General features: G+C 35.1%; 23 protein-coding genes. 10 read left to right on the plus strand and 13 right to left on the minus strand.

Annotation, left to right across the window (positions count from 1 at the left end; all coding sequences use genetic code 11):
- Positions 1-34: 34 nt before the first annotated feature.
- From ABJH90_RS01095 to ABJH90_RS01120, 6 genes are all read left to right on the plus strand, one after another.
- Entirely contained in the window at positions 35-1771 is a 1737-nt protein-coding gene (locus ABJH90_RS01095; RefSeq protein WP_348141726.1) for an acyl-CoA dehydrogenase family protein, read from the plus strand.
- A gap of 283 nt (positions 1772-2054) precedes the next feature.
- Positions 2055-3065 (plus strand): glycosyltransferase, encoded by a 1011-nt coding sequence (locus ABJH90_RS01100; RefSeq protein WP_348141727.1) that lies wholly within the window; start codon positions 2055-2057, stop codon positions 3063-3065.
- A 5-nt stretch (positions 3066-3070) separates the two neighbouring features.
- Positions 3071-4027 carry a YbbR-like domain-containing protein gene (locus ABJH90_RS01105; RefSeq protein ID WP_348141728.1) on the plus strand — a complete coding sequence of 319 codons (957 nt, stop codon included), beginning with the start codon at positions 3071-3073 and terminating at the stop codon, positions 4025-4027.
- Complete coding sequence (gene coaE / locus ABJH90_RS01110) at positions 4024-4611, plus strand: dephospho-CoA kinase (protein ID WP_348141729.1); 588 nt, start codon at positions 4024-4026, stop codon at positions 4609-4611. Before ABJH90_RS01105 ends, coaE begins: the two co-directional genes overlap by 4 nt.
- Positions 4612-4690: 79 nt before the next feature.
- Positions 4691-6271, plus strand: a complete 1581-nt coding sequence (locus tag ABJH90_RS01115) for a HAMP domain-containing sensor histidine kinase (protein WP_348141730.1) — start codon at positions 4691-4693, stop codon at positions 6269-6271.
- 6 nt (positions 6272-6277) lie between these two features.
- Entirely contained in the window at positions 6278-6985 is a 708-nt protein-coding gene (locus ABJH90_RS01120; RefSeq protein WP_299163102.1) for a response regulator transcription factor, read from the plus strand.
- 56 nt (positions 6986-7041) lie between these two features.
- Here the strand turns inward: ABJH90_RS01120 and ABJH90_RS01125 are convergent, their stop codons facing one another.
- The 8 genes from ABJH90_RS01125 to ABJH90_RS01160 form a co-directional block, all read right to left on the minus strand.
- Entirely contained in the window at positions 7042-7536 is a 495-nt protein-coding gene (locus ABJH90_RS01125) for a gluconokinase (RefSeq protein WP_348141731.1), read from the minus strand.
- Between the two features lies 1 nt (position 7537).
- Positions 7538-8452, minus strand: a complete 915-nt coding sequence (gene miaA, locus ABJH90_RS01130) for a tRNA (adenosine(37)-N6)-dimethylallyltransferase MiaA (protein ID WP_348141732.1) — start codon at positions 8450-8452, stop codon at positions 7538-7540.
- Entirely contained in the window at positions 8452-9288 is an 837-nt protein-coding gene (locus ABJH90_RS01135; RefSeq protein WP_348141733.1) for an ion transporter, read from the minus strand. Before ABJH90_RS01135 ends, miaA begins: the two co-directional genes overlap by 1 nt.
- Positions 9285-10406 carry an exonuclease domain-containing protein gene (locus tag ABJH90_RS01140; RefSeq protein ID WP_348141734.1) on the minus strand — a complete coding sequence of 374 codons (1122 nt, stop codon included), beginning with the start codon at positions 10404-10406 and terminating at the stop codon, positions 9285-9287. The genes ABJH90_RS01135 and ABJH90_RS01140 overlap by 4 nt, the downstream gene beginning before the upstream one ends.
- Positions 10407-10446: 40 nt before the next feature.
- Positions 10447-11103: a YggS family pyridoxal phosphate-dependent enzyme gene (locus tag ABJH90_RS01145; protein ID WP_348141735.1), complete on the minus strand. Its 657-nt coding sequence runs from the start codon at positions 11101-11103 to the stop codon at positions 10447-10449.
- A 95-nt stretch (positions 11104-11198) separates the two neighbouring features.
- Positions 11199-12449, minus strand: a complete 1251-nt coding sequence (locus ABJH90_RS01150) for a DUF1015 domain-containing protein (protein WP_348141736.1) — start codon at positions 12447-12449, stop codon at positions 11199-11201.
- A gap of 4 nt (positions 12450-12453) precedes the next feature.
- Positions 12454-13344: a 3-hydroxyacyl-CoA dehydrogenase NAD-binding domain-containing protein gene (locus ABJH90_RS01155; protein WP_348142772.1), complete on the minus strand. Its 891-nt coding sequence runs from the start codon at positions 13342-13344 to the stop codon at positions 12454-12456.
- Between the two features lie 57 nt (positions 13345-13401).
- Positions 13402-14367, minus strand: coding sequence for a Gfo/Idh/MocA family oxidoreductase (locus ABJH90_RS01160; RefSeq protein ID WP_348142775.1), 966 nt, complete (start codon positions 14365-14367; stop codon positions 13402-13404).
- Between the two features lie 117 nt (positions 14368-14484).
- On the opposite strand from ABJH90_RS01160, the gene ABJH90_RS01165 reads away from it, so the two are divergent.
- The gene (locus ABJH90_RS01165; protein WP_348141737.1) at positions 14485-15126 is read left to right on the plus strand and encodes a protein-L-isoaspartate(D-aspartate) O-methyltransferase; all 642 of its coding nucleotides are present in this window, start codon (positions 14485-14487) and stop codon (positions 15124-15126) included.
- Positions 15127-15161: 35 nt separating this feature from the next.
- Here ABJH90_RS01165 and smpB read toward each other — a convergent pair whose 3' ends face one another.
- Complete coding sequence (smpB, locus tag ABJH90_RS01170; protein ID WP_348141738.1) at positions 15162-15623, minus strand: SsrA-binding protein SmpB; 462 nt, start codon at positions 15621-15623, stop codon at positions 15162-15164.
- Positions 15624-15735: 112 nt separating this feature from the next.
- On the opposite strand from smpB, the gene ABJH90_RS01175 reads away from it, so the two are divergent.
- The gene (locus tag ABJH90_RS01175) at positions 15736-16485 is read left to right on the plus strand and encodes a DUF6503 family protein (protein ID WP_348141739.1); all 750 of its coding nucleotides are present in this window, start codon (positions 15736-15738) and stop codon (positions 16483-16485) included.
- Here the strand turns inward: ABJH90_RS01175 and ABJH90_RS01180 are convergent.
- Positions 16463-17008: a phosphoglycerate mutase family protein gene (locus ABJH90_RS01180; protein ID WP_348141740.1), complete on the minus strand. Its 546-nt coding sequence runs from the start codon at positions 17006-17008 to the stop codon at positions 16463-16465. The genes ABJH90_RS01175 and ABJH90_RS01180 overlap by 23 nt on opposite strands.
- 90 nt (positions 17009-17098) lie before the next feature.
- Here ABJH90_RS01180 and ABJH90_RS01185 point away from each other — a divergent pair, with 90 nt between their 5' ends.
- Positions 17099-18784: a PorP/SprF family type IX secretion system membrane protein gene (locus tag ABJH90_RS01185; protein WP_348141741.1), complete on the plus strand. Its 1686-nt coding sequence runs from the start codon at positions 17099-17101 to the stop codon at positions 18782-18784.
- 4 nt (positions 18785-18788) lie between these two features.
- Here ABJH90_RS01185 and ABJH90_RS01190 read toward each other — a convergent pair whose 3' ends face one another.
- Positions 18789-19385 carry a TetR/AcrR family transcriptional regulator gene (locus ABJH90_RS01190; RefSeq protein WP_348141742.1) on the minus strand — a complete coding sequence of 199 codons (597 nt, stop codon included), beginning with the start codon at positions 19383-19385 and terminating at the stop codon, positions 18789-18791.
- Between the two features lie 121 nt (positions 19386-19506).
- On the minus strand, positions 19507-22107 hold the full coding sequence (clpB, locus tag ABJH90_RS01195; RefSeq protein ID WP_348141743.1) for an ATP-dependent chaperone ClpB: 2601 nt from the start codon (positions 22105-22107) through the stop codon (positions 19507-19509).
- Positions 22108-22273: 166 nt separating this feature from the next.
- Here clpB and ytxJ point away from each other — a divergent pair, with 166 nt between their 5' ends.
- On the plus strand, positions 22274-22669 hold the full coding sequence (gene ytxJ, locus ABJH90_RS01200; protein ID WP_348141744.1) for a bacillithiol system redox-active protein YtxJ: 396 nt from the start codon (positions 22274-22276) through the stop codon (positions 22667-22669).
- A 29-nt stretch (positions 22670-22698) separates the two neighbouring features.
- Here the strand turns inward: ytxJ and ABJH90_RS01205 are convergent, their stop codons facing one another.
- On the minus strand, positions 22699-23886 hold the full coding sequence (locus tag ABJH90_RS01205) for a hypothetical protein (RefSeq protein WP_348141745.1): 1188 nt from the start codon (positions 23884-23886) through the stop codon (positions 22699-22701).
- Between the last annotated feature and the right edge of the window lie 29 nt (positions 23887-23915).

A 23915-nucleotide genomic window follows, 5' to 3' on the forward strand; every position in this document is an offset into this window, starting at 1 on the left:
GTTATTCAATAACCCAAAACCAAAAAAAGTAAAAATGGATAATTTTTTTAACGATACACCCGATTTTAAATTTCATTTAGGGCATCCTCTTTTTCAAAAAATTGTGGCACTTAAGGAAAAGAATTTCACAGAATCTGAAATTTATGATTATGCACCATTAAACCATGAAGATGCTCTAGATAATTATGAGAAAGTATTGGATATTGTTGGTGAGATTTGTGCGAATACAATTGCCTTAAATGCAGAATCGGTAGATTTAGAAGGACCTCATATTGAGAACAATGAAGTGATTTATGCAAAGGGAACAACGGAAGATTACAAAGCACTTTATAATGCAGGGTTGATCGGAATGGCTTTGCCTAGAAAATATGATGGTTTAAACTTTCCCATGATACCCTATGTTATGGCAGCTGAAATGGTAGCTAGAGCGGATGCAGGATTTGCAAACATTTGGGGATTACAAGATTGCGCCGAAACTATTTATGAATTTGGTTCAGAAGAACAAAAAGATAAATATTTACCACGATTTAATAGGGATGGAGCAACTGCAGCCATGGTCTTAACAGAACCAGATGCTGGATCAGATTTACAATCCGTAAAATTGAAAGCTACTTTCGATGAAAAGGATAATACTTGGAAGTTAAATGGGGTAAAACGGTTTATCACAAATGGCGATGCGGATATTTCTTTAGTTCTTGCCAGATCGGAAGCTAATACAACTGATGCACGTGGATTATCAATGTTTATTTACGATAGAAACGACCATGCAGTTCAAGTAAGGCACTTAGAGAAGAAATTAGGAATCAAGGGATCGCCAACTTGTGAATTAGTATTTAAGGATGCACCAGTAGAATTGGTAGGAAAAGAACGTTTCGGGTTAATAAAATACGTGATGGCCTTAATGAATTCTGCGCGTTTGGGTGTAGGAGCACAATCTGTTGGTATAGCCGATGCTGCCTATCGCGAAGCTTTAAAATATGCAGAAGAAAGAGCACAATTTGGAAAGATAATTCTAAAGTTTCCGGCTGTATATGAAATGATTACAAATATGAAAGTTAAGATAGATGCCTTACGTTCATTATTGTATGAAACTACCTTGTTTGTAGATATAACAAAAGCTTATGAAGAAGTAATGAAGGAAAGACGCTTAGAGAAAGAAGAGCGTATGGAAATGAAACATTATATGAAGTTGGCTAATGTGTTTACACCTTTGATTAAACTTACTTCAAGTGAGGCGTGCAATGCCATAGCTTATGACTCGCTTCAAATTCATGGAGGAACTGGATTTATGAAAGATTTTCCAATAGAACGTATTTATAGAGATGCAAGAATTACTTCAATTTATGAAGGGACTACTCAAATGCAAGCCATAGCAGCTATTAAGGGGGTAACGACTGGAGTTTATTTAGAACAAATCAAGTATTATGACGCTCAAGTTTCTGATAAAAACTGTGAAATCAGAACAAAACTTCATAAAATGACCGAAGCCTACGAATCCATTACGAATAGGGTAATAGAAATTGATAATAATGAATTATTGGATTTTCATTCAAGGCGATTAGTAGAGATGGCGGGTAATATAATTATGGGCTATCTTTTGGTATTGAATAGTCAAAATAATGAAGCCTTCTCCAAGTCGGCAAGATTGTTCGTGAATCTTGTAAGATCTGAAAATTTTGAGAGTTATGATTTTATTGAAAATTTCGAAGTTTCTGAGTTAGAATCATATAGAGTCTTAAAACCTGGAGAAGTTTTAGAAGAAGTTTCTTAATTATAATATGTGTCTGTATATTGCTGCAAAATTAACCTTGCTTGAAAGTAGCGAGGTTTTTTTTGGCATTAGATTTAATATGGATTAATTACTTTTGTTTAGACTAATGAAAACAAAAGATATTTCTTTAATAATCAGGTTAGTAAATTTAGATTGGTGAGGTCCATTTTAAATAATTGCATCCTTCAACAAAAAAATAACTAATTGGTTCCCTACACTAATTTGCCTTGGCTTTATGATATCTTCGTTCTGATGTGGTTTCCTAACTAATTCCAAGACTTTTATGGATCTTTCTTTTTCTTTAATCATTCCTGTATTTAACAGACCCGATGAAATTCGCGAACTGCTGGAGAGTCTATTGCATCAGTCCTATAATAAATCATATGAAATAGTCATAGTTGAAGACGGCTCTGTTACCACCTCTAAAACTGTAATTGAAGATTATAAAGGAACATTAAATATTACTTATCTTTTCAAAGAGAATACTGGTCCTGGGCATTCCAGAAATTTCGGTATGCAGCGGGCTAAAGGGAATTATTTTATAATATTGGATTCAGATTGCGTAATTCCTGTCGATTATCTCGAAAAGGTAGCAGTTAGCTTAAACAACAAGTACGTAGATTGTTTTGGTGGCCCTGATGCCGCACATCAGTCATTCTCAAATGTTCAAAAGGCGATAAATTATGCCATGACTTCTATCTTTACCACAGGAGGTATCAGAGGAAATAATAAAACTGTCGATAAATTTCAGCCCAGAAGTTTTAATATGGGGATTTCCAAAAAGGCTTTTGAAGACTCGGGAGGCTTTGGAAATATACATCCGGGTGAGGACCCGGACCTAAGTATGCGTTTATGGGAAAAAGGGTATGAAACCAAATTAATTAGTGAGGCTTTTGTTTACCATAAGCGAAGAATAAGTTTCAATAAATTCTTTATACAGGTTAAAAAGTTTGGTATGGTACGTCCAATTCTTAATAGCTGGCATCCAGGTTCTTCCAGAATCTTTTATTGGTTTCCTTCCCTTTTCTGTATTGGGCTTATAATTTCTCTAATAATGCTATTCATTGAGTCGGGAAGATATCTATGGCCCATTATACTTTATGTTGCGTATTTTGCGTTTATTTTTTTAGATGCTTTAATAAAGAATAAAAACCTTGTAGTTGCCTTTTTGGCTATTATTGCTGTTATGATTCAGTTTCTTGGTTATGGCTATGGTTTTCTAAAATCAGTAATCTTAGTTAATTTTAGCAAAAGAAAACCAGAGGAACTTTTTCCCGAATTGTTTTTTAAATAAATTTAATGGAGCAGAAAGAAGTCAAAAGGAGTAGTGATAAAAGAAAGATAAATATATTTTTAATCTTCCTTTTGTGCTCTTTCCTGGCCTGGCTTGTAAGCAGATTATCTGAGACCTATGTTGACCGTACATCTTTTGACCTGGAGTATATAAACGTACCTGACAGTCTCCTTTTGGCTGATGACTCTTTGAAAAATCTTGATGTAAGACTTAGAGCCAGCGGGTTTCAGTTCTTGGGTTTTAATTATAAGAGTAAAAAAATTGAGATTGATCTGTCTAGTATGGCTAATAACCAATCAAAATTTTTCGTTACCCAACTTGATTTCAGGAAACAGATAGAGAGTCAATTATCTGGTTCTATAACCCTTTTAGAAGTAGATAGGGATACGCTGTTTTTGGATTTTTACCAGGTTGAATTAAAAAACGTTCCCATCTCTCCCAATATTATCTTAAACCCTGCCCAGAATTATCTTGTAGACGGCAAATTAAGTATAGAGCCTTCACTAATTTCAATATCAGGACCAATAAAGGAGTTGGATTTAGTAAATTCAGTTTCAACATCGGAGATTGAACTCAATGAAATTACTGAGGATTTTTCCATAGTAGTTGATTTGGTTTTGCCCGAAGAGCTAAAGAATTCGGTGCTTTCCGCAAAAAAGGTAAGAATCTCAGGGAATGTTTTTAGATTCTCTGAGAAGTTAATAGAAATTCCAGTTGAGGTTATTAATCTCCCGGAGGGAACTCAGATAAAAACTTTTCCCAACACAATTCCGGTACTTTGTAAAGCCAAAATTGATCGATTAAAAGATATTAGTCCTGTAGACTTTAAAGTTGTGGCTAATTTTCAGGAGCAAAGAGGTGATAATCAAAATCTTCAAGTAAGCCTTATTGAAAAACCCAAAGATGTTTACAGTGTTCAACTAATGAAGAATGAAGTGGAATTTATCTTGAAACGTCAATGAAGATTATAGGATTAACCGGTGGAATTGGCAGTGGAAAAACAACAGTAGCTAAACTTTTTAAAGAATTGGGTGTCCCTGTTTATAATTCTGATTTGAGAGCCAAAAAACTAATGAAAAATTCTAAAGAGATTAGAACTGCCGTTATCGATCTTTTAGGAAAAGATTCATATGTATTGGAAAGGTTAAACAAAAAATACATAGCTGATAAGATTTTTAGTGATAAGCAATTACTTGAGAAGCTTAATGCAATTGTTCATCCAGCCGTTAGAAACGATTTTATTGGGTGGTTAAAAAAGAAAAAAACTCCATATGTAATCCAGGAGGCAGCAATACTTTTTGAAAACAGTTCCTATAGTAATTTTGATAAGATAATACTTGTAAAGGCCCCAAAAGAGGTTCGTTTAGAAAGAATTATAGCAAGAGATAATGGTTCAAAGGAAGAGATATTGGCGCGAATGAAGAATCAATGGGACGATTCTAAAAAGATTCCTTTATCTGATTATATTATCGAAAATATAGACTTAGATCAGACCAAATTACAAGTTGAACAGATTCATCGCCAACTTACTAAAATAGTGGTCTAACAGCTTTTTTAACATTTTTGTTAAGGTTAGGTTAAACAGGCGATACACTAAATGTTAAATTTTTAAATTTACCAAATCGATGAATAAGAGATTATTTGTTAGCCTGGTCATTTTAATGAGCCTCTCTCTTATTGGGATTATCTCTGTACAATTGTATTGGATAAAAAGTTCTGTTGAAGATAAAGAAGAACAATTTTCAAATGCAGTTGCTGAAGTTCTTAATAAAGTAACGGACAAAATTGAAGACCGTGAAATGGACGACTATTCTGAGAGATTTTTAAATCTTAAGGATAGTGTAGGAGAGTTTAAGAGCTCCCATTTGAGTAACATATTTTTTATTGATCGCGATTTAAATTCTAACGAGATTCTATTTTACTCGCATGGAATTTTGGAAGAGGATTATAATATTGCATCTACGTTCTTTGACAATAGCAATGGTAACGATACCACAACAATAAGAAATTATACTAGTAAGCGCACTAAAACAGTTTATAAAGAGGATTTTGGACTGGATGGTAAAAGCTATAAACTAAATCCTATACAAAAATTGGAGAAAGTAGGGGGCTTATCATCCATAGACAAGGCAATTTTTGACGATGTCTATAGGGAATATGCAGAAAAGGTTCCTATTCATAAACGCGTTTCAATACAAGAGATAGAATTATTACTGGACCGTGAATTGGAAAATCGCGGTATGGATATTGAATATGAATATGGTGTCTATAGCAAGGGTCTACCTACTAAAGTAAAGTCTAAAAGATTCAAATTAGGAGGAACAACGGTTTATAAAGCTCCATTTTTCAAGAACAGTGAAGGATTGAGCAATTTTACGCTCTTGTTATCTTTTCCTAAAAAGAAAAAGTTTTTACTTCGATCGATTCTGGGAATGGCGATTTTATCTTTGGTTTTCACACTTATTATAGTTGTGGCATATTCGGGAGCAATTTATCAGTTAATAAAACAAAAGCAGATCTCAGAAATAAAGTCAGATTTTATCAATAATATGACACATGAGTTTAAAACACCCATTGCTACAATAAACTTGGCGGTTGAAGCGATCAGAAATCCAAAAATTATTGGAGATCAGGAAAAGGTACAACGGTATTTGCAAATGATAAAGGAAGAGAATAAAAGAATGCATGCTCAGGTTGAAAATGTACTTAGGATCTCCAAACTTGAAAAAAACCAATTAGATATAAGTAAGGACAGGGTAGATGTTCACGACATTATTAAAAAAGCCATTACCCATGTTCAGCTTATTGTAATGGATAGGGGAGGATATATTCACACCAATTTAGATGCTGCAAGATCAGAAGTGTTGGCAAATGAGATGCATTTTGGAAATGTGATTGTAAACATTTTGGATAATGCTGTGAAATATTCACCAGAGGCACCCAAAATTGATGTTTTTACGGAGATTGCCAATAATTATATTGTCATTAAGATACAAGATCAGGGTGCAGGAATGAGTAAATGGGTGTTGAAAAAAGTATTTGAAAAATTTTATAGAGAACACACCGGAGATATACATAATGTTAAAGGACATGGGCTGGGATTGGCTTATGTAAAAAAAATTGTAGAAGATCACCAAGGGGAAGTTTATGCAGAAAGTGAAAAAGATAAAGGAAGTAGCTTCTATATTAAACTACCATTAATTTAGAAATTTATGGAAACAGCAAACAAAAAAATACTTTTAGTCGAAGACGATCCTAACTTTGGAATCGTGTTAAAGGACTACCTATCCATGAACGATTTTGATGTTACTTTAGCAAAAAACGGAATGGAAGGTTTTGAGAAGTTTAAAAAAGACAATTATGACGTCTGTATATTGGATGTGATGATGCCTTATAAGGATGGGTTTACACTGGCAAGGGAAATTCGGGAGAAGAATGAGAACGTTCCCATCGTTTTTCTTACAGCTAAAACTATGAAAGAAGACGTTCTAAAAGGTTATAAAGCAGGCGCCGACGATTATTTAAACAAACCATTTGATTCTGAAGTTTTGCTGATGAAATTAAGGGCTATTCTTCAAAGAAAGGCCTCTAATACCTTGGCTGATAGCAAACAATTTGAATTTAACATTGGAAACTTTCATTTAAATTCTAAACTAAGGTTTCTTAAATACAAGGATGAAGAGCCAATAAAACTCTCGCCGAAGGAAAATGAATTATTAAGGCTACTGGCTTTGCATGAGAATGACCTTATGCCCAGGGAGTTAGCATTGACTAAGATCTGGCGCGATGACAACTATTTTACATCAAGAAGTATGGATGTTTATATAGCCAAATTGCGTAAGTATCTTAAAAGAGATGACGTAGTTGAGATTTTGAATATTCATGGCGAAGGTTTCAGGCTTGTAGTGAAAACACAATAAAATATAAAAGTTTAAGATAATTAGGCATCCCATGGTGGATGCCTTTTTTATTAAGACTATATTAACCCTAGGATTCGGTTAACTATTTCGTCAGGAGGCATATTTATTGAAACCTTTATGGCTTTTTGAGGTATCTCCAGGGTTTCAAACTGGGACTTAAGAAGTTCAGCTGGCATAAAATGACCTTTTCTTTGGTTCAAGCGGTTCATTATATCTTCAAAAGAACCACTTAGGTAGATCCACCTTGCATTTTCCTGAAGATTAGCATCCAATATTTGCCTGTAGGCTTCCTTTAATGCCGAACAACCTATAATTGCACCCTCTTCACGCTTGTTAAGGGCTAATTCATTTAATTTTAATAGCCAGCCTATTCTATCTTCGTCGGTTAACGGCTGTCCGGAGGCCATTTTTTTAACATTGGTTTTAGAATGATAGTCATCTCCATCATAGAAAGGTATTTTGAGTTCTTTTGCCAATAAACTCCCAATAGTAGATTTACCACAACCTGAAACCCCCATAATAAAGTAAATTTTTGGATCCGTCTTTATCATTTTACGTGGACTTTTTTAAATGTATAATTTGGTCCAGTACCTCCTCAAATGGAGTAGAGACATCTACCCAAATAATATCCTTATTTTTTCCAAACCATGTCAATTGCCTTTTTGCAAATCGACGTGTATTTTTTTTTATTTCTGAAATTGCAAAATCCAGGTCCCATATTCCATCAAAAGAGTTAAAAAGCTCTGTGTAACCTACAGTTTGTAAAGCATTTAAATGTTTGTGTTTATATAATGATCTGGCTTCCTCTATGAGTCCGTTTTCAATCATGGTATCCACCCGTTCATTTATTTTATCATAAAGAATGCTTCTTTCCATCGAAAGACCTACCATGATTGAATTGAATGGTCGGGGTGGTTTTTTTTTATTTATAAAAGAAGAATAGGTCTTACGAGTACCAAGGCAAATTTCCAGAGCACGAATGATTCTATGAGGATTTTGAATATCCACTTTATCGTAATATTTTGGGTCCAATTCTTTAAGTTGATTTTGTAAAACTTCGATTCCTTCCTGCTTATGAATAGAATTTAATTTGGTTCTTATTTCCTTATCAACCCCGGGGAAAGCGTCTAAACCATAATTAACCGCATCAACATATAAGCCGCTGCCACCCACCATGATAGTAATATCGTATTTCTTAAAGAGGTTATCTAGAACATTCAGGGCATCCTTTTCAAAATCGCCTACATTGTATATTTCCCGGATACTCTTATGTTGAATAAAATGATGTGGTACAGACTCTAGTTCATTTCTTGAAGGAACCGCAGTTCCTATTGACATTTCCTTGTAAAATTGTCTGGAGTCCGCGGAGATGATCTCTGTCTTGAAATATTTTGCAAGGTCTATAGCTAGTTTTGTTTTCCCAATTGCTGTGGGCCCTACAATTGTAATAAGATATTTACCTGGCATTAGTCATCGCCTAATTTATGACCACAGCTTCTGCAAAAATCAGCATCCTTTCTTAGAATTTCAGTGCCACAGGAATCACAACTCCGCCCCATATCGGCCTCCTTAGCTTCCTTGCTCATTGTAGTATATTCAGCTGATACAATACCCGTTGGAACAGCGATAATACCATAACCAATAATCATAATAAAGGTAGCGATAATTTGTCCCAGTCCGGTCTCCGGAGAAATATCCCCATAGCCAACAGTTGTTAAGGTAACAATTGTCCAATATACACTGTGCGGGATACTGTTAAACCCATGCTCAGGGCCTTCTACTAAATACATAATGGTACCAAGCAATACGGAGATTACTAAAACAAAGAATACAAAAACAAAGATCTTGGTTCTACTGGCCCTTAATGCCCTCAATAAATTATTAGACTCCCCAACAAATCTAACCAGTTTAAGAATTCTAAAGACACGCAATAGGCGTAAAGCCCTAAAGGCTGTAATATACTGGGAACCGCCTATGAAATAGGACAAGTATTTTGGAATAGTGGAAAGAAGGTCAACCATACCAAAAAAACTAAAAACATACCTTGTTGGCTTTTTTATACATATAAGACGAAGTATGTATTCTATAGTAAATAGTATTGTAACTACCCATTCAGAAACATTTAGAAATGAATGGTATTTCATGTCTATTCTGGGGATACTCTCCAGCATGACAATAATAACACTATATACAATTACTATTAGCAGGACTATATCAAATAGCTTACCGGCGGGCGTATGAGTGCCATAAATTATTTCGTGAAGCTTATATTTCCAGCCTTTTTTTCGTTTGTATTCTGTCACGGGTTATTTTTCAATTCAATAATCTCAAGTACTTTTTTTTCTCTTAAGTATGATTCAATAATTTTTCTGGCATACCGTGAGCTATTCATAGGGGTAATAATCGTTTCCAAGATATGAATATTATTAATTTGATAATTAAGGTTATAGAAACCTAAACCACTAAACTCCCCATTCTTGATTAATATAGCACTGCGTTCACCAATTTCCCTGCCCTTGTCAACAATTATTAAATTATTTGATAATATATCATAACCATTTATTTGTACAAGATGTTTTTTATTTGAGGACATAATTTGTTTACCCTGTATATTATATTTGGGTTTATTCTTAATGAGTTCTTCATTTTCTTTTAGCAATGCTATTAATTCATTGCCGGTTTTTTCATAGCTAACCTTTTTGGTCTCCTTTTGAATTTGTCTGGCCAAGTCCCCACTTTTTAAAAAGTGACGGTTAACACGTTTTTTGATATTGTTACTTTTGCCTAGCAAAATTATATCACCATCTTTATTGTGCATATAATATACGCCGACCTCTGTTGGCATACTTGCCACAATATCCAGCTGCCTTTGTGAGAGTTCTCCCAGAGACTCTTCACGCACAATTTCTTTGATTATGGACTTATCACTGTCTTTAGTAAGTAAAAGTTTAAATAATTTTAAAGTAGCCAGCGCATCACCGTTCGCCCTATGTCGGTCACTTACTGGAATACCTAATGAGCGAACCAGTTTGCCCAGGCTGTGCGATTTTGCATCCGGGATCAACCTTTTTGACAAATCTACAGTGCACAGGGTTTTCCTCTCAAAATCAAATCCTAGCCTACGAAATTCTGTTCGCAAGATTCTATAATCAAATTGGGCATTGTGAGCCACAATGACCGTATCTTGTGTTATTTCAACAATGCGTTTTGCCACTTCATGAAATTTAGGAGCAGTACGCAACATTTTGTTATTAATTCCCGTGAGATTAACTACAAAGGGCTGAATTTCCTTTTCTGGATTAACAAGACTAATGAATTTGTCTACAACCTTATGTCCGTCAAATTTATGAATGGCAATTTCGGTGATCCCTTCTTCATTATATTTTCCTCCCGTAGTTTCTATGTCAAGTATGGCGTACATGTACTGTTTTATAACAAAATTGTGGTAAACCTAAATTACATTAGTTATTTCTATTACCAAAGATACTACTTCCTATGCGTACCATTGTACTGCCGTGCTGAATTGCAATTTTATAATCCCCACTCATACCCATTGATAGTACATTTACATCGGGTATTCTATTTTTTAATTTTGAGTAGACTGAATTTAAATATGAAAACTCCTTACGTATTTGTTCTTCATTATCGGTAAAAGTGGCCATACCCATTAATCCCTTTACAGTCACATTTTTGAGATTTCCAAACTCATCTGTACCTATTAATTCAAATAACTCTGTTTCATTAAGCCCAAATTTTGATTGCTCCTGAGCAATATGAACCTGAAGTAAGCAGTTAATCTTACGATTATGTTTAATGGCTTGTTTGTTTATCTCCTTTAGAAGTTTTAGACTATCCACACCATGAATTAATGATACAAACTCCGCCATGTATTTTACCTTATTTGTTTGTACATGCCCTATCATGTGCCATTCAATATCTTTGGGTAATTCACTCCATTTAAGAACCATTTCCTGAATTTTGTTTTCCCCAAAAATATGCTGGCCAGCTTTATAGGCCTTCATTATTTCTTCATTGGTTTTTGTTTTCGATACAGCAACCAGGCTTATCTCTGTGGGAAGCTCATCAAGAATTTTAAGTAGATTTTTTTTTATGGACACTTAGTTTTAATTTGAAATTAGTCAATGAGATGCTTTACATGACCGCTCTACGCTTTTTATATATCTGCTAACAGTAGAGGCATTAAGTTGAATATTTAACTTTCTGATATGCCTAAATCGAATATGGCGAGGGCACTTCTGAGTTTTGGTTCAATGTATGTGCTTTTTGGGGGCATAACCAATCCTGCATCAGCAATCGCCTTTATCTCTTCAACATCTAAAGGAACCAGACCAAAACCTACGGCAAAATTCCCACTGTCAATTTCATCTTTCATCTTAAGGACATTGCGTTTCCCATAACCATATTGGATTCGTTTGTCATTTCTTAAATCTTTTATTTCTAGGATAGGTTCAAGAATGGTCTTGTATAAAATCTGGGTATCGAGTTTACTTAGGGCATCGGTAAATTTATAAACACTTTTCCTTAGGTATAATGAATAAAATGACCCGTTTAAATACATGCTAAAATGATGCTTTTTATTTGGTCTGTACAATTGATTGCCATGATTCTTTATCCTAAATAATTCATCGAGTTTTACCAAAAACTCCTCAGTTGTAAGCCCGTTTAGATCTCGAACCATCCTGTTAAATTCAAAGATTTTAATCTCTGATTCGGGAATTAAGTAACTCATAATGAAATTATAAGGTTCTTTACCGGTATGACCTGGGTTTTTCTTTTGCGATATAAGAGATAACAGGTTCGAAGATGCGCTTCTATGATGGCCATCAGCTATATACAAGGAATTTACTTTGCCAAATTCATTCTGCAATTGTTTTAAAGTACTTTCGGCTGAAATTTTCCAAAGAGTATGTGTTATGTTATCGGGTGTTGTAAAATGACATTCCGGATTATTTGAAGTCTCCTTATCAACTATATTCGTTATTTCCCCGGAATCGGGGTAAATCATCAAAACCGGTTCTGCTTTGAACTGAACTAACTGGAGATAATTCGCAAATAATTTTTCCCTGTGTTCCAGTGTGTTTTCGTGTTTTTTAATTACAGAATTCCTGTAATCTTCAGTACTGGTTGCACAAATAATTCCACAGCAACCAAAATTATCCTTTTCTATTTTATATACATAAAAGCTTTCCTGATCGTCTTTTAAAAGAATTTGGTCTTCTAGAAACTCCAAATAACGGTTATGTACAAGTTTAAAACGCTCCTCGCCGGAGACTTTTTTATTAAACCTGTTTCCTGGATTAATAATATGTAAAAAGGAAAATGGATTGTAGTTTAAGACGCATTCTAGTTCTTTTTTTGAATATTCCTCGTAAGAACGGGAAGAAACGAATGACACTTTATCCTTTGCCGGTCGTATTGCTTTAAATGGTTTAATAACTGCCATAGAATTATTGGGCAAATTGAATAGCTACTTTTTCTGCCTTGCGTGATTTTGAATAGTCGTAAAACCCTTCTCCGGATTTAACTCCGGTTTTACCGGCCATTACCATATTCACAAGAAGTGGACATGGAGCGTATTTAGGATTTTTAAACCCGTTATACATAACATTCAAAATTGAAAGGCATATGTCAAGTCCAATGAAGTCTGCTAATTGTAGCGGCCCCATAGGATGTGCCATACCTAATTTCATTACCGTATCAATTTCTGATACACCCGCCACATTGTTGTAAAGTGTTTCAATCGCCTCATTTATCATCGGCATTAGGATTCTGTTTGATACAAATCCCGGATAATCATTTACTTCTGTGGCTGTTTTACCTAATTTTTCAGAAATCTCCATTATCGTTTTAGTAACCCGATCGCTTGTATTATAACCTCTAATAATCTCTACCAATTTCATTATGGGCACTGGATTCATAAAGTGCATTCCAATTACTTTGTCTGCTCTTTCGGTAACTGCTGCAATTTGGGTTATTGAAATGGAAGATGTATTAGTCGCCAGAATCGTATTTTCGTCGCAATGGCTGTCGAGTTCTTTAAAAATGGATAATTTTAATTCTACATTTTCTGTTGCAGCTTCAATTACCAGCCCAACTCCATTTACCCCTTCCTTTAATGAGGTATATGTAGTAATATTCTCTAATGTATTTGTCTTTTCATTTTTACTAATGACATTCTTTAACAGCATCCTATCCAGATTATTGGAAATTGTTAATGTCCCTTTGTCGAGAGACTCCTGCGAGATGTCAACTAAGTGAACTTTATAACCATTTTGTGCAAATACATGTGCAATTCCATTACCCATTGTACCTGCTCCTATTACTGCAATTGTTGTTATCATTTTATGCTGATTAATAAGTGAAAATTACTTAATGCACTTTTTACTCTAAACCCATTAGTTTTTGAAAGACGTTATTACCTGTAAAGCTACATCCAATGCCTGAGTTCCCTGTTTTAAAGTTACCACTGGAGTGGTATCATTATTTATAGCCATTGCAAAGGTTTCAAGTTCATCTTGGATTGCATTATTATTTAGAATTTCGGGGTTTTCAAAATAAATCTGTTTTTTATCTCCTTCCGCGTTCTGAAGTACCATATCAAATTCTCCGGGTTTTTCAGAAGCGTCTTTCATTTTAACAACTTCCACTTGTTTTTCTAGGAAATCTACAGATATATATGCGTCTCGCTGAAAAAACCTTGATTTTCTCATGTTTTTTAACGAGATTCTACTGGCAGTGAGATTAGCAACGCATCCATTTTCGAATTCAATTCTGGCATTAGCAATATCTGGGGATTTACTAATTACAGATACGCCACTGGCATTAATTCTTTTTACTTCGGAGTTGACTACACTAAGAATTACGTCTATATCGTGAATCATTAAATCTAATACCACCGGAACATCAGTCCCCCTGGGGTTGAATTCTGCTAGCCGGTGAGTTTCAATAAACATAGGGTCCTTAATATTATTTTTAACCGCTCCAAAAGCGGGATTAAAACGTTCTACATGCCCCACTTGCCCTTTAACCTGATTCACATCCTCAATTATCAGAAGTTCCTCTGCTTCCTTCAAAGTGTTGGTAATGGGTTTTTCGATAAAAACGTGTTTTCCTTTTTCCATGGCTTTCTTCGCACACTCGTAATGCGATAAAGTGGGAGTGACAATATCTACTACGTCTACCGCGTCCATTAGGGAATCTATATTTTCAAAATAAGAATATCCAAATTCTGCCGCAACCTTTTCGGCGTTCTCGGCATCCGGGTCAAAAAATCCAATTAGATCATATTCACTGGATTCACTAAGAAGGCGCAAATGAATTTTACCTAAATGTCCTGCACCTAATACGCCAACTTTGAGCATAAGTTTATGTTTTTTCAAAAATAAGGAGATTAATTCTAAATTATGCCAATGTATCACTTGGAAAATACACCTATTTCCAATTTGATTTTCTAATTTTAGCAACACAAAACCAAACTATTGAAAGATACTTTCAAACATAAGGGAATGCGCAATAAACTTGTAGACATTATTGCTGCCAAGAATATAAAAAATAAAAATGTTTTAGAAGCTATCAGAGCGGTTCCAAGACATTTATTTATGGATAGTAGTTTTGAAGATCACGCCTACCAGGATAAAGCTTTTCCGATTGCAGCAGATCAAACCATCTCACAACCATACACTGTGGCCTTCCAAACGGAATTATTAGAAATAAATCCAGGGGATAAAATATTAGAAATTGGAACAGGGAGTGGTTATCAGACCGCGGTGCTTCTACAATTGAAAGCCAAGGTATTCACCATTGAACGACAATTAGAATTATTCAAAAAAACCTCTCGGTTTTTTAAGAAAATGGGATACAGACCCAAAAAAATTATTTTTGGAGATGGATATAAGGGTCTTCCCGAGGAGGAACCTTTTGATGGCATTATAGTAACTGCCGGGGCTCCTGAAATACCTAATGCTTTGCTATCTCAATTAAAAATTGGAGGTAAATTGGTAATCCCCGTTGGTTTAGATGATCAGATCATGACGCGTATAATTAGAAAATCAGAGAAGGAATTTGAACGGCAGGAATTTGGTTCCTTTCGATTCGTTCCACTTTTAGAAGATAAAAATTGATTAATTCTTGTCCGGCTTAATAAATAATAGGGAGTTTAGTTATTAAAACTCTTTCTAAGACGATCCAGATTTCTTTTATTGTCCCTATCCTTAATGCTTTCCCGTTTGTCATATATTTTTTTTCCTTTTGCCAGAACAATTTTAAGTTTAGCCAATCCCTTGTCATTTATAAAAAGATTTAAGGGAATAATAGTAAGTCCTGTATTTTTAACTTCTTTCTGCAGTTTCTTTAATTCTTGCTTTTTTAACAGAAGCTTACGGGCAGCTTTAGGTCTGTGGTTAAAATGGGTCGCGTGTGAATATTCATCAACTTGCATATTTATGACAAATAGTTCTCCCAATTCATTGAACTCACAAAAACTTTCTGTGATGGAAGCTTTACCTAGTCGGATAGATTTTATTTCGGTTCCTGAAAGTACAATTCCGGCTATATAGGTATCCAGGAATTCATATTCAAAACGAGCTTTTTTGTTTTTTATATTTATGGCTTTCTGCATAAGCAGCAAAAGTAAGAACAAATACCAGAGTACTATATATTGGAAATCGAATTTATTTTTATGAAAAGTGTAAAGAAAACAAGACTTTTACGATTACTGTAAAAACTTTTCTATGTTGAGATTTACAATCATAATTATCTTCTTTATAACAATTGGGTGCAGGAATAAGAATTCAGATAATATTGCCGTCCAGGATATTATAGACAAATCCATAGAAGTCTCTGGTGGTAATCTGTATAGAACGTGTAATATATCCTTCGCTTTACGTGATGTTAGGTATGAATTAGAAAATAGTACAGGAAAGAAGATATTAAAGCGAATTATTAATAATGATTCGACTACCATTTTGGATATTCTTAAACACAATAGTTTTCAACGATTCATAAATGGCAATGTCGTAATTGTAGCAGACTCAATGGCCACCAAATATTCAAATTCAATAAATTCTGTTCATTATTTCGCTTATCTTCCATATGGCTTAAATGACCCGGCGGTGAATAAAAAGCTTCTTGGTGAAACTCAAATAGGGGATAAGCTATACTATAAGGTGGAGGTTACTTTTGATGAAGAAGATGGAGGCGAAGATTTTGATGATATTTATATATATTGGTTTAATAAAGAGACATTTAAGCCAGATTACTTAGCATATGAATTTAATGTGAATGGTGGAGGAACGAGATTTCGTGAAGCGTTTAATGAAAGGATAATTAATGGTATTCGGTTTGTTGATTATAATAATTATAAAGCTGCAGCCAAAATTTCTGTGTATGAGCTGGAAGCACTTTTCAAAACCAAAGAATTAGAACTTCTATCAACAATTCTTTTGGAAGATATTGAAGTTAATCCGGACAATTGCAATTGAAATGTAAACGATTGGCAGATACATTCTTACCAGTTATCTGTATAATAAAAAGACTACCATTGTCATAATCATCCATTGCGGCATATTTATTTTCGCCCAGCATCTTATTTACAAATTCAGGGGTAGAATTACTATGCCCCACCACCAAGACATTTTTCCCTAAATTATCTATCTTAAATTGTTCGATATCAATATTAGAAGGATCATAATACTGAACAGTAATTTCCTGCTTAACAGAAGTTGGTGCAGCTGTCATTGTTGTTCTCTCGAAATCTGTGGAATAAATCGCATCAAGTTCAACATCATTCAATATTTCTGCCCAGTGCATAGCCCTTCCAAGACCTTTTTGACTTAGTTCAGGATCAATGTCTTCTGAATTACTTCTGATCTTTTCTGCATGTCTTATGAAATAATAGGTAGATACAGCGGGCTTAACATAAGAATCTGATAATTTTTGATCATCTTTGCAGGAGATAATGCCTGTGAATAAAAAGGCAAAGATTAGAAGTTTAATTGTTTTCATGCTAGATTGTTTGTATAAGTATAATAAGTGTTCTAATTTAACTGTATTTCGGCAATATTAGTATGTTAATCCTTTGTTTTTTCTATAGTTATGTTGAATAAAATCCTGTTTCTAGGTTTGGTTTTGACTCTGTTTTCGGTGAAATCTCAGGAGCCGGAATTACCTTATGACTTCAGGCAGCATAACCTTACTGAATTTAATAGTAGTTTATTAAGTCCGGTGTTTTTGTTGGATAGAAATAATCCACAATCTGTGGCATTATGGACCAGATGGCAATGGCAGACCCTGGATGGTAACCCTACAACCTTATTTTTAAACTATTCTCGCAAGTTAAACGAGCAATCTGGAATTGGAGGTGGATTCATTCAGCACAATACAGGCGTTTTTGTAAATCGAGGGGGACTGTTAAATTATGCTTATAACTTTGAGTTGAATACCACAACCCAATTAACACTGGGTGTCAATGTCATTGGTTTCCAACGAAAACTGGCCGAGGAGTTTATTATGGATCCAGGTTTACCAATATTTGAAGAAAAAAGCAACTTTATTCTTCAAATTGCACCCGCCGTTAAACTTCAGTTGAATGCCTTTAGTTTTGGAATCGCTATGGAAAATTTGATGGATCGAAACCTTACGACCAATGAAGGCAATGCAAGTGCTTCAGGTTTAATTTATATGGGCCTGGCAAGTTATGATTTCCCAATAACTATTTTTGGTGATTCTTCCACCTCTTATATAAGACCAACTCTTTACTATAAGCGTTTACCCGATTTTGACAATCAAATAGGATTTAGCACATTTTTTTCTACGCCAAAATTCTGGGCCCAACTTGGATATAATAATTTTTACGGTATTTCTACAGGAATAGGGGGGCGCTTCTTTAAAAAACTGTCTCTTGGTGCTTTGGTTGAATTTGGTACCAGTGAAGATGTAAAAGCTGAGGATCCCAGTTTTGAAATTGTAACTGCCTTTAGTTTTGGGGAGCAAGTCTTTGAAATTGAGGAGGAAGATATTTTGGATACAGAGCAGCAACAGATAAACGAAGAATTAGCATTGTTGGAAGCCCAAAGAAAGCAAGATTCTATTGCGGCCGTCAAGGCAGCAGATTTATTAGCACTGGAAGAACTGCAGAATCAGAAACGTAAGGATTCAATTGCAACTGTAAACGAACAAATTGAATTGGCAAAAGCCGGAGAACAGGCAGAAAAGAAAAGAATGGACTCAATAGCAGTTGTAAATCAACAAATTGAATTGGCAAAGGCTCAAGAACAGGTTGAAAAGAAAAGAAAGGACTCCATCAGAATAGCTAAAGAGGCCGCCGCAATTGCTGTTATAAAAGCGCAACAGGAGAAAAGGAGGGCAGACTCGTTGAATGCCGTCAAACAGGCTGAGGAATTGGCAGAGGTTATGAAACTCAAGGAAAAGAAAGAACAAGATTCTATTAATAAGGCACTTGAAAGAGAAAAAGCTGCAGAAGAAGTAATAGTATTGAAAAAAGGTGAAGTATACGAGGAAGTAGAGTCTGAGGAGGGCTTAGAACCCGGCTATTATTTAATAGCTAATGTCTTTGGCACTAAAAAATACTTCGAAGCTTTTGTCAAGAAGTTGTCTGACGAAGGGTTGCAACCTAAATCATTCTACAGGGCGAAGAATAAATATAACTACGTGTATTTAAAAAGGTATGATTCAATGGAAGAAGCAAGAAAAGCCAGGGATTCTAAATATGGTGGGCGTTATACTGGTAAAACCTGGATTTATAGAGTTAAAGGTAAGTAAATAACTATTTTTTGATTTCTTTTTTAACTAGAACATCAAGGTACGCAATTGTATTAATAAGATATTTTCTGTCACCAGTAATTGTTGCCATAGCTATAGCTCCTTGAATCATAGTGTATAATTGTTTTGCAAATTGTAAAGGCGTAACAGGTAGTTTCAACTCATTATTCTTTACTCCATTTTCCAGAATCAAGGCAATTTTCCCTTCAATAGTGCGTATTGTTTCATTGGCTGCTGCCTTTAGAGGCGCATTATTATATTTGGCATCTACTCCTACATTTAAAACGGGACAACCTCCCATACTTGCTGTGAAAGTCTCATAATTGCGATAAAAATCGGTAAGGCAAAATAATTTTTCCAGAGCTGTACCTTCGGTATTCAACTTGTCATCAATTGCCTTAAGCAGTCGTGTGCTGTTATATTCAAAAGCGGCAAGGGCAAGGGCCTCTTTATTTTCAAAATTACCGTATAACGCTCCCTTTGTGAGACCTGTTGCTTCAGTAAGGTCGTTCATACTGGTTCCCACATAGCCGTGCTTATTGAAGATAGGGGCTACGGTTTCAATAATGTATGCAGTGGTTCTCTCAGCTTTGGTAGGCATAGATCTTCAATTTTATACGAAGATAAAAAATCTATATACTGTATGGTATTTTAATTCATAAAAAAAATGTACCCTTTGACGATGTAAATCGGAAGGGTACATTTTTCAATTATTATCTTGATTAATTGACTAACTCATTTTGATTTCTAAACACCAAACCGTCATCAAAAGAATCTATTAGTACAATACTATCCGCCTTAACTTTACCCCCGAGTAATTCTTTTGAGAGGTTGTTTAACACCTCTTTCTGGATTACTCTTTTTATAGGCCTGGCCCCATATTGAGGGTCATAACCACGTTGGGAGAGGTAGGCAATGGCTTCATCAGTTGCATCAATAGTGATATGTTGTTTTTCAAGCATTTTTTTGAGTTGCTCCAATTGTAGTTTAACAATCTGCGTAATATCCTCCTTATTAAGGGGAGTAAACATGATAATATCATCTATTCTGTTAAGGAATTCAGGGCGAATGGTTTTTCTAAGAAGCCCCATAACCTCAATTCGGGCAGATTCCATGGCCGAATAAATATTATCTAAGGCCTCAAATTTCTCCTGAATGATATGGCTGCCCATATTGCTGGTCATTATGATAATAGCATTTTTGAAATCAGCAACTCTTCCTTTGTTATCTGTAAGCCTTCCTTCATCGAGTACTTGTAATAGGACATTAAATGTATCCGGATGTGCTTTTTCTATCTCGTCTAAAAGTATTACAGAATAAGGTTTGCGGCGCACAGCTTCGGTGAGTTGACCACCTTCATCATAACCAATGTAACCCGGAGGTGCCCCTACCAATCGGCTTACCGAGTGACGCTCCTGATATTCGCTCATATCTATTCGGGTAAGAGCATTTTCATCATCAAACAGATAAGCTGCTAAGGTTTTAGCCAGTTCGGTTTTTCCTACACCCGTGGTACCTAGGAATAAGAATGAGCCGATGGGTCGTTTAGCATCCTGCAAACCTGCTCTGCTTCTCCTGATAGCATCTGATACAGCCTGAATAGCCTCATCCTGCCCGACAACACGTTTGTGCAATACATCTTCCAGATTCAAAAGCTTTTCACGTTCGCTTTGTAACATCTTAGTCACCGGAATACCTGTCCATTTTGCAACAACTTCAGCAATATCTTCGGTAGTTACTTCTTCTTTGATAAGGGTTCCTTTTTTCTGCTCATCGCTAAGATCCTTTTGAAGTGATTCTAATTTCGCATGGGCTTCCTTTATTTTTCCATAGCGCAATTCAGCCACTTTACCATAATCTCCATTTCGCTCTGCTCTTTCAGCCTCCTGTTTGAAATTTTCAATATCCAGTTTTGTTTTTTGAATATTCTCTATTACCGTTTTTTCGCTTTCCCACTTAGCAAAAATCTCATTTCTTTCTTCCTTGAGATTAGCAAGCTCTACATTAAGTAATTTAAGTTTAGCTTTATCATCTTCTCTTTTGATAGCTTCAATTTCTATTTCCAATTGCATGATCTTTCTGTCCAGTACATCCAATTCTTCTGGTTTGGAATTTATCTCCATTCGCAGCTTAGCCGCGGCTTCATCCATTAAGTCGATGGCTTTATCGGGCAAAAATCTATTGGTAATGTATCGTTGTGATAATTCTACCGCCGAAATAACAGCTTCGTCCATAATTCTTACTTTATGGTGTGCCTCATATTTTTCTTTAATCCCACGTAAAATTGAAATGGCACTTTCCGTATCAGGTTCGTTTACTATAACTTTTTGAAACCTGCGCTCCAGTGCTTTATCTTTTTCGAAGTATTTTTGATATTCATCCAAAGTTGTGGCACCAATAGCGCGTAAATCTCCTCTTGCCAAAGCAGGTTTTAGAATATTTGCCGCATCCATTGCTCCTTGTCCGCCACCGGCACCAACAAGGGTGTGTATTTCATCAATAAAGAGCACAATATTACCATCTGAGCTGGTAACCTCTTTAATAACTGCTTTTAGTCGTTCCTCAAATTCTCCTTTGTATTTTGCACCTGCTATAAGCGCGCCCATATCGAGGGAATAAATAACTTTATCTATTAAATTTTCTGGGATATCTCCTTGAACAATTCTATGTGCAAGTCCTTCGGCTATTGCAGTTTTACCGGTACCTGGTTCTCCAACCAACATAGGGTTATTCTTGGTCCTTCTTGAAAGAATTTGAAGTATTCTTCTTATTTCCTCATCCCGGCCAATAACAGGATCAAGTTTACCTTTATCGGCGAGATCATTCAGGTTTCTTGCATACTTATTCAATGAATTATAAGTTTCTTCTGCACTTTGAGAAGTAACTTTACCTCCTTTTCGTAATTCTTCTATCGCAGCCAAAAGGCCTTTTTCCTGAATACCTTGATCTTTTAATATTCTTGAAATTTTACTTTTAGATTTAAAAAGAGCTACTATTAGATGTTCTATGGAAACATATTCATCCTCCATTTTTCTCGCAATAACGGTAGCTTCATTCAATGTTTTACCTGCTTCTTTAGAAAACAAGATTTCTGCTCCAGACACTTTAGGTAAGCTTTCCAGGTCTTTCTCAAGTATTTGGTTTACAAGAGATATATTGACATTTAATTTTTTTAAGATAAAAGGGAGCACATTCTCATCAATCTCCGCGATTGCCTTATAAATATGTTCATTTTCAATTTGCGGATTCTCCATACCCTGCGCAATTATTTGTGCATGTTGTATGGCCTCCTGGGATTTTATAGTAAAATTATTAATGTTCATTGTATATATGTTTTCGCGTTAATGTTTAATTTTGAATTATATAAGACAACAATCTTACCATGGAGAATAAACAGACAAAATGTCGGAAAAATCACTTTATTGCAAGACATTTCGACAGGTTGTATGTTAATAATAAAAAATCGAATAATAAGCTTTAAAGGGAAAAATGGGAATATTTAATAACTTATTTAGTAGTAAAAACACAAATTCTGAAGAACAGAAGAATCAATTGAAATGGATACCATTGACATCTGTGGATCAGCTCAATGAGATTGAACAAAACTCTTCCAAAAGACCTCAGATTATATTTAAGCACTCCACAACGTGTGGTATCAGCAGTATGGTACTCAGATCTTTCAGGAATTCATATTTCCTTGAGGAAAATCAGGCTGATTTGTATTTTTTAGATTTGCACAGATACAGGGAAATTTCCAATGAAGTTGCAAATAAATTTCAGGTATACCACCAATCACCACAAGTGTTGATAATAAAAAATGGTATTGCAGTAGCTGATGAATCTCATGGGGGAATTACATCACTCAATTTATCAAGCTATATATAAAAAAACCCCGAAATTTCGGGGTTCTGTTTTTAATTAAACTTGTGCCTCACGACGATGTCCTTCAATCTTGATTTTAAATCTTCACCCGCGTCGTAAACCATTTGCTCATTGGAAGGAAATGGCACGGCAACCCTGGTTAAAAGTGGAACAAGATCATTGTCTAGTGCTCTTTTATCACCGTTGTAATTTGCATAAACATGCTCAAATACAAATTCGCTACTAATAGGGTATGAATTGAGTTGCTGCTTCTTTTGTAAATCTATATAGCTAACATTACCAGTAACTTGTGCTGATTTAAGCTGGGTAAACTGATAGAAATTACAACTTACCGTCCTGAATCTGTCAACCTTTATTTCATTACCAAGACTGTCTTTTACTACTCGACCATCTGCATCAACAAGTACTTCAACCCCATCTTTAATCTGCTTTTCCTTAATAATCTGCTTTTCCTGGATTTGTTCAGGAGAGATGTTAATAGCTCTGAAGGCTACCTCCATTTCATAATCATAGTTGACTTCAGCTAATGGATTGGTATGATACTGTGTCCATTGGTCGTTTAAGCCGTAAGTGTTAAAATTCAATAATTCTTCTTCCAGACGCTCAGGTACTATTTGCTCTGTATCATTAACCATGTTTACTTTAACATAGTCTAACCCTTTGATATAGGCTTCGTCCATTTTTGCCCTGCTATCAGCAAATCCCGGACTTAATTCATTAAGATATTCAAAATCCCTATAGGCATTTCTATAGTCCTCCTTGTAACTCGCATTCTGTAACAGCTCTGAAGCGTTGTTATACAAATAGTCAGATAAATTATCTTTTGCTACAAGTATCTCATTATCGTAATTGGTAAAAGAAAACCTGGCATTCCTGTCTTCCTCATATACCTGCAAGGGTAAAAGTGGTTTTATTCGTTCCTGAATATTTTTCAGGCGGCTGTACCCATTAAATATTGCGTCGTAATTGGCAGGGTTGCCTTCTTTCTTTAAAAATGCAATATTTTCTAATTCCCTTTGTGTATATTTTTTGAAGGCTTCTTCAAGAAGTAACACATAGGGTTGGTTGCCTTTTTTAGTTTTATTATCGGCCAGATTTCTTATTGCCTTATTTATGGCAGCGGAATAATTACCCGTATTTAAGGCCTCCTGGGTTTTTTTAACACCTCCACATGCCATTAAAAGAACCAAAATTGTCGTAAAGAGTATCGTTTTTTTCATGATAAAATATTTAAGCGTTTTAACAGCAG

This window comes from Eudoraea sp. (assembly GCF_039969275.1).
GTDB lineage: Bacteria > Bacteroidota > Bacteroidia > Flavobacteriales > Flavobacteriaceae > Eudoraea.

Bases quoted from the DNA above. Each gene is read 5' to 3' on its own strand.
- ABJH90_RS01115 (WP_348141730.1), top strand. From the start codon at position 4,691: ATGAATAAGAGATTATTTGTTAGCCTGGTCATTTTAATGAGCCTCTCT.
- ABJH90_RS01125 (WP_348141731.1), bottom strand. From the start codon at position 7,536: ATGATAAAGACGGATCCAAAAATTTACTTTATTATGGGGGTTTCAGGT.
- ABJH90_RS01185 (WP_348141741.1), top strand. From the start codon at position 17,099: ATGTTGAATAAAATCCTGTTTCTAGGTTTGGTTTTGACTCTGTTTTCG.
- ABJH90_RS01100 (WP_348141727.1), top strand. From the start codon at position 2,055: ATGGATCTTTCTTTTTCTTTAATCATTCCTGTATTTAACAGACCCGAT.
- ABJH90_RS01095 (WP_348141726.1), top strand. From the start codon at position 35: ATGGATAATTTTTTTAACGATACACCCGATTTTAAATTTCATTTAGGG.
- ABJH90_RS01180 (WP_348141740.1), bottom strand. From the start codon at position 17,008: ATGAAAACAATTAAACTTCTAATCTTTGCCTTTTTATTCACAGGCATT.
- ABJH90_RS01105 (WP_348141728.1), top strand. From the start codon at position 3,071: ATGGAGCAGAAAGAAGTCAAAAGGAGTAGTGATAAAAGAAAGATAAAT.
- ABJH90_RS01150 (WP_348141736.1), bottom strand. From the start codon at position 12,449: ATGGCAGTTATTAAACCATTTAAAGCAATACGACCGGCAAAGGATAAA.
- ABJH90_RS01160 (WP_348142775.1), bottom strand. From the start codon at position 14,367: ATGCTCAAAGTTGGCGTATTAGGTGCAGGACATTTAGGTAAAATTCAT.
- ytxJ (WP_348141744.1), top strand. From the start codon at position 22,274: ATGGGAATATTTAATAACTTATTTAGTAGTAAAAACACAAATTCTGAA.
- ABJH90_RS01190 (WP_348141742.1), bottom strand. From the start codon at position 19,385: ATGCCTACCAAAGCTGAGAGAACCACTGCATACATTATTGAAACCGTA.
- ABJH90_RS01140 (WP_348141734.1), bottom strand. From the start codon at position 10,406: ATGTACGCCATACTTGACATAGAAACTACGGGAGGAAAATATAATGAA.
- coaE (WP_348141729.1), top strand. From the start codon at position 4,024: ATGAAGATTATAGGATTAACCGGTGGAATTGGCAGTGGAAAAACAACA.
- smpB (WP_348141738.1), bottom strand. From the start codon at position 15,623: ATGCAGAAAGCCATAAATATAAAAAACAAAAAAGCTCGTTTTGAATAT.
- ABJH90_RS01205 (WP_348141745.1), bottom strand. From the start codon at position 23,886: ATGAAAAAAACGATACTCTTTACGACAATTTTGGTTCTTTTAATGGCA.
- ABJH90_RS01175 (WP_348141739.1), top strand. From the start codon at position 15,736: ATGTTGAGATTTACAATCATAATTATCTTCTTTATAACAATTGGGTGC.
- ABJH90_RS01120 (WP_299163102.1), top strand. From the start codon at position 6,278: ATGGAAACAGCAAACAAAAAAATACTTTTAGTCGAAGACGATCCTAAC.
- miaA (WP_348141732.1), bottom strand. From the start codon at position 8,452: ATGCCAGGTAAATATCTTATTACAATTGTAGGGCCCACAGCAATTGGG.
- clpB (WP_348141743.1), bottom strand. From the start codon at position 22,107: ATGAACATTAATAATTTTACTATAAAATCCCAGGAGGCCATACAACAT.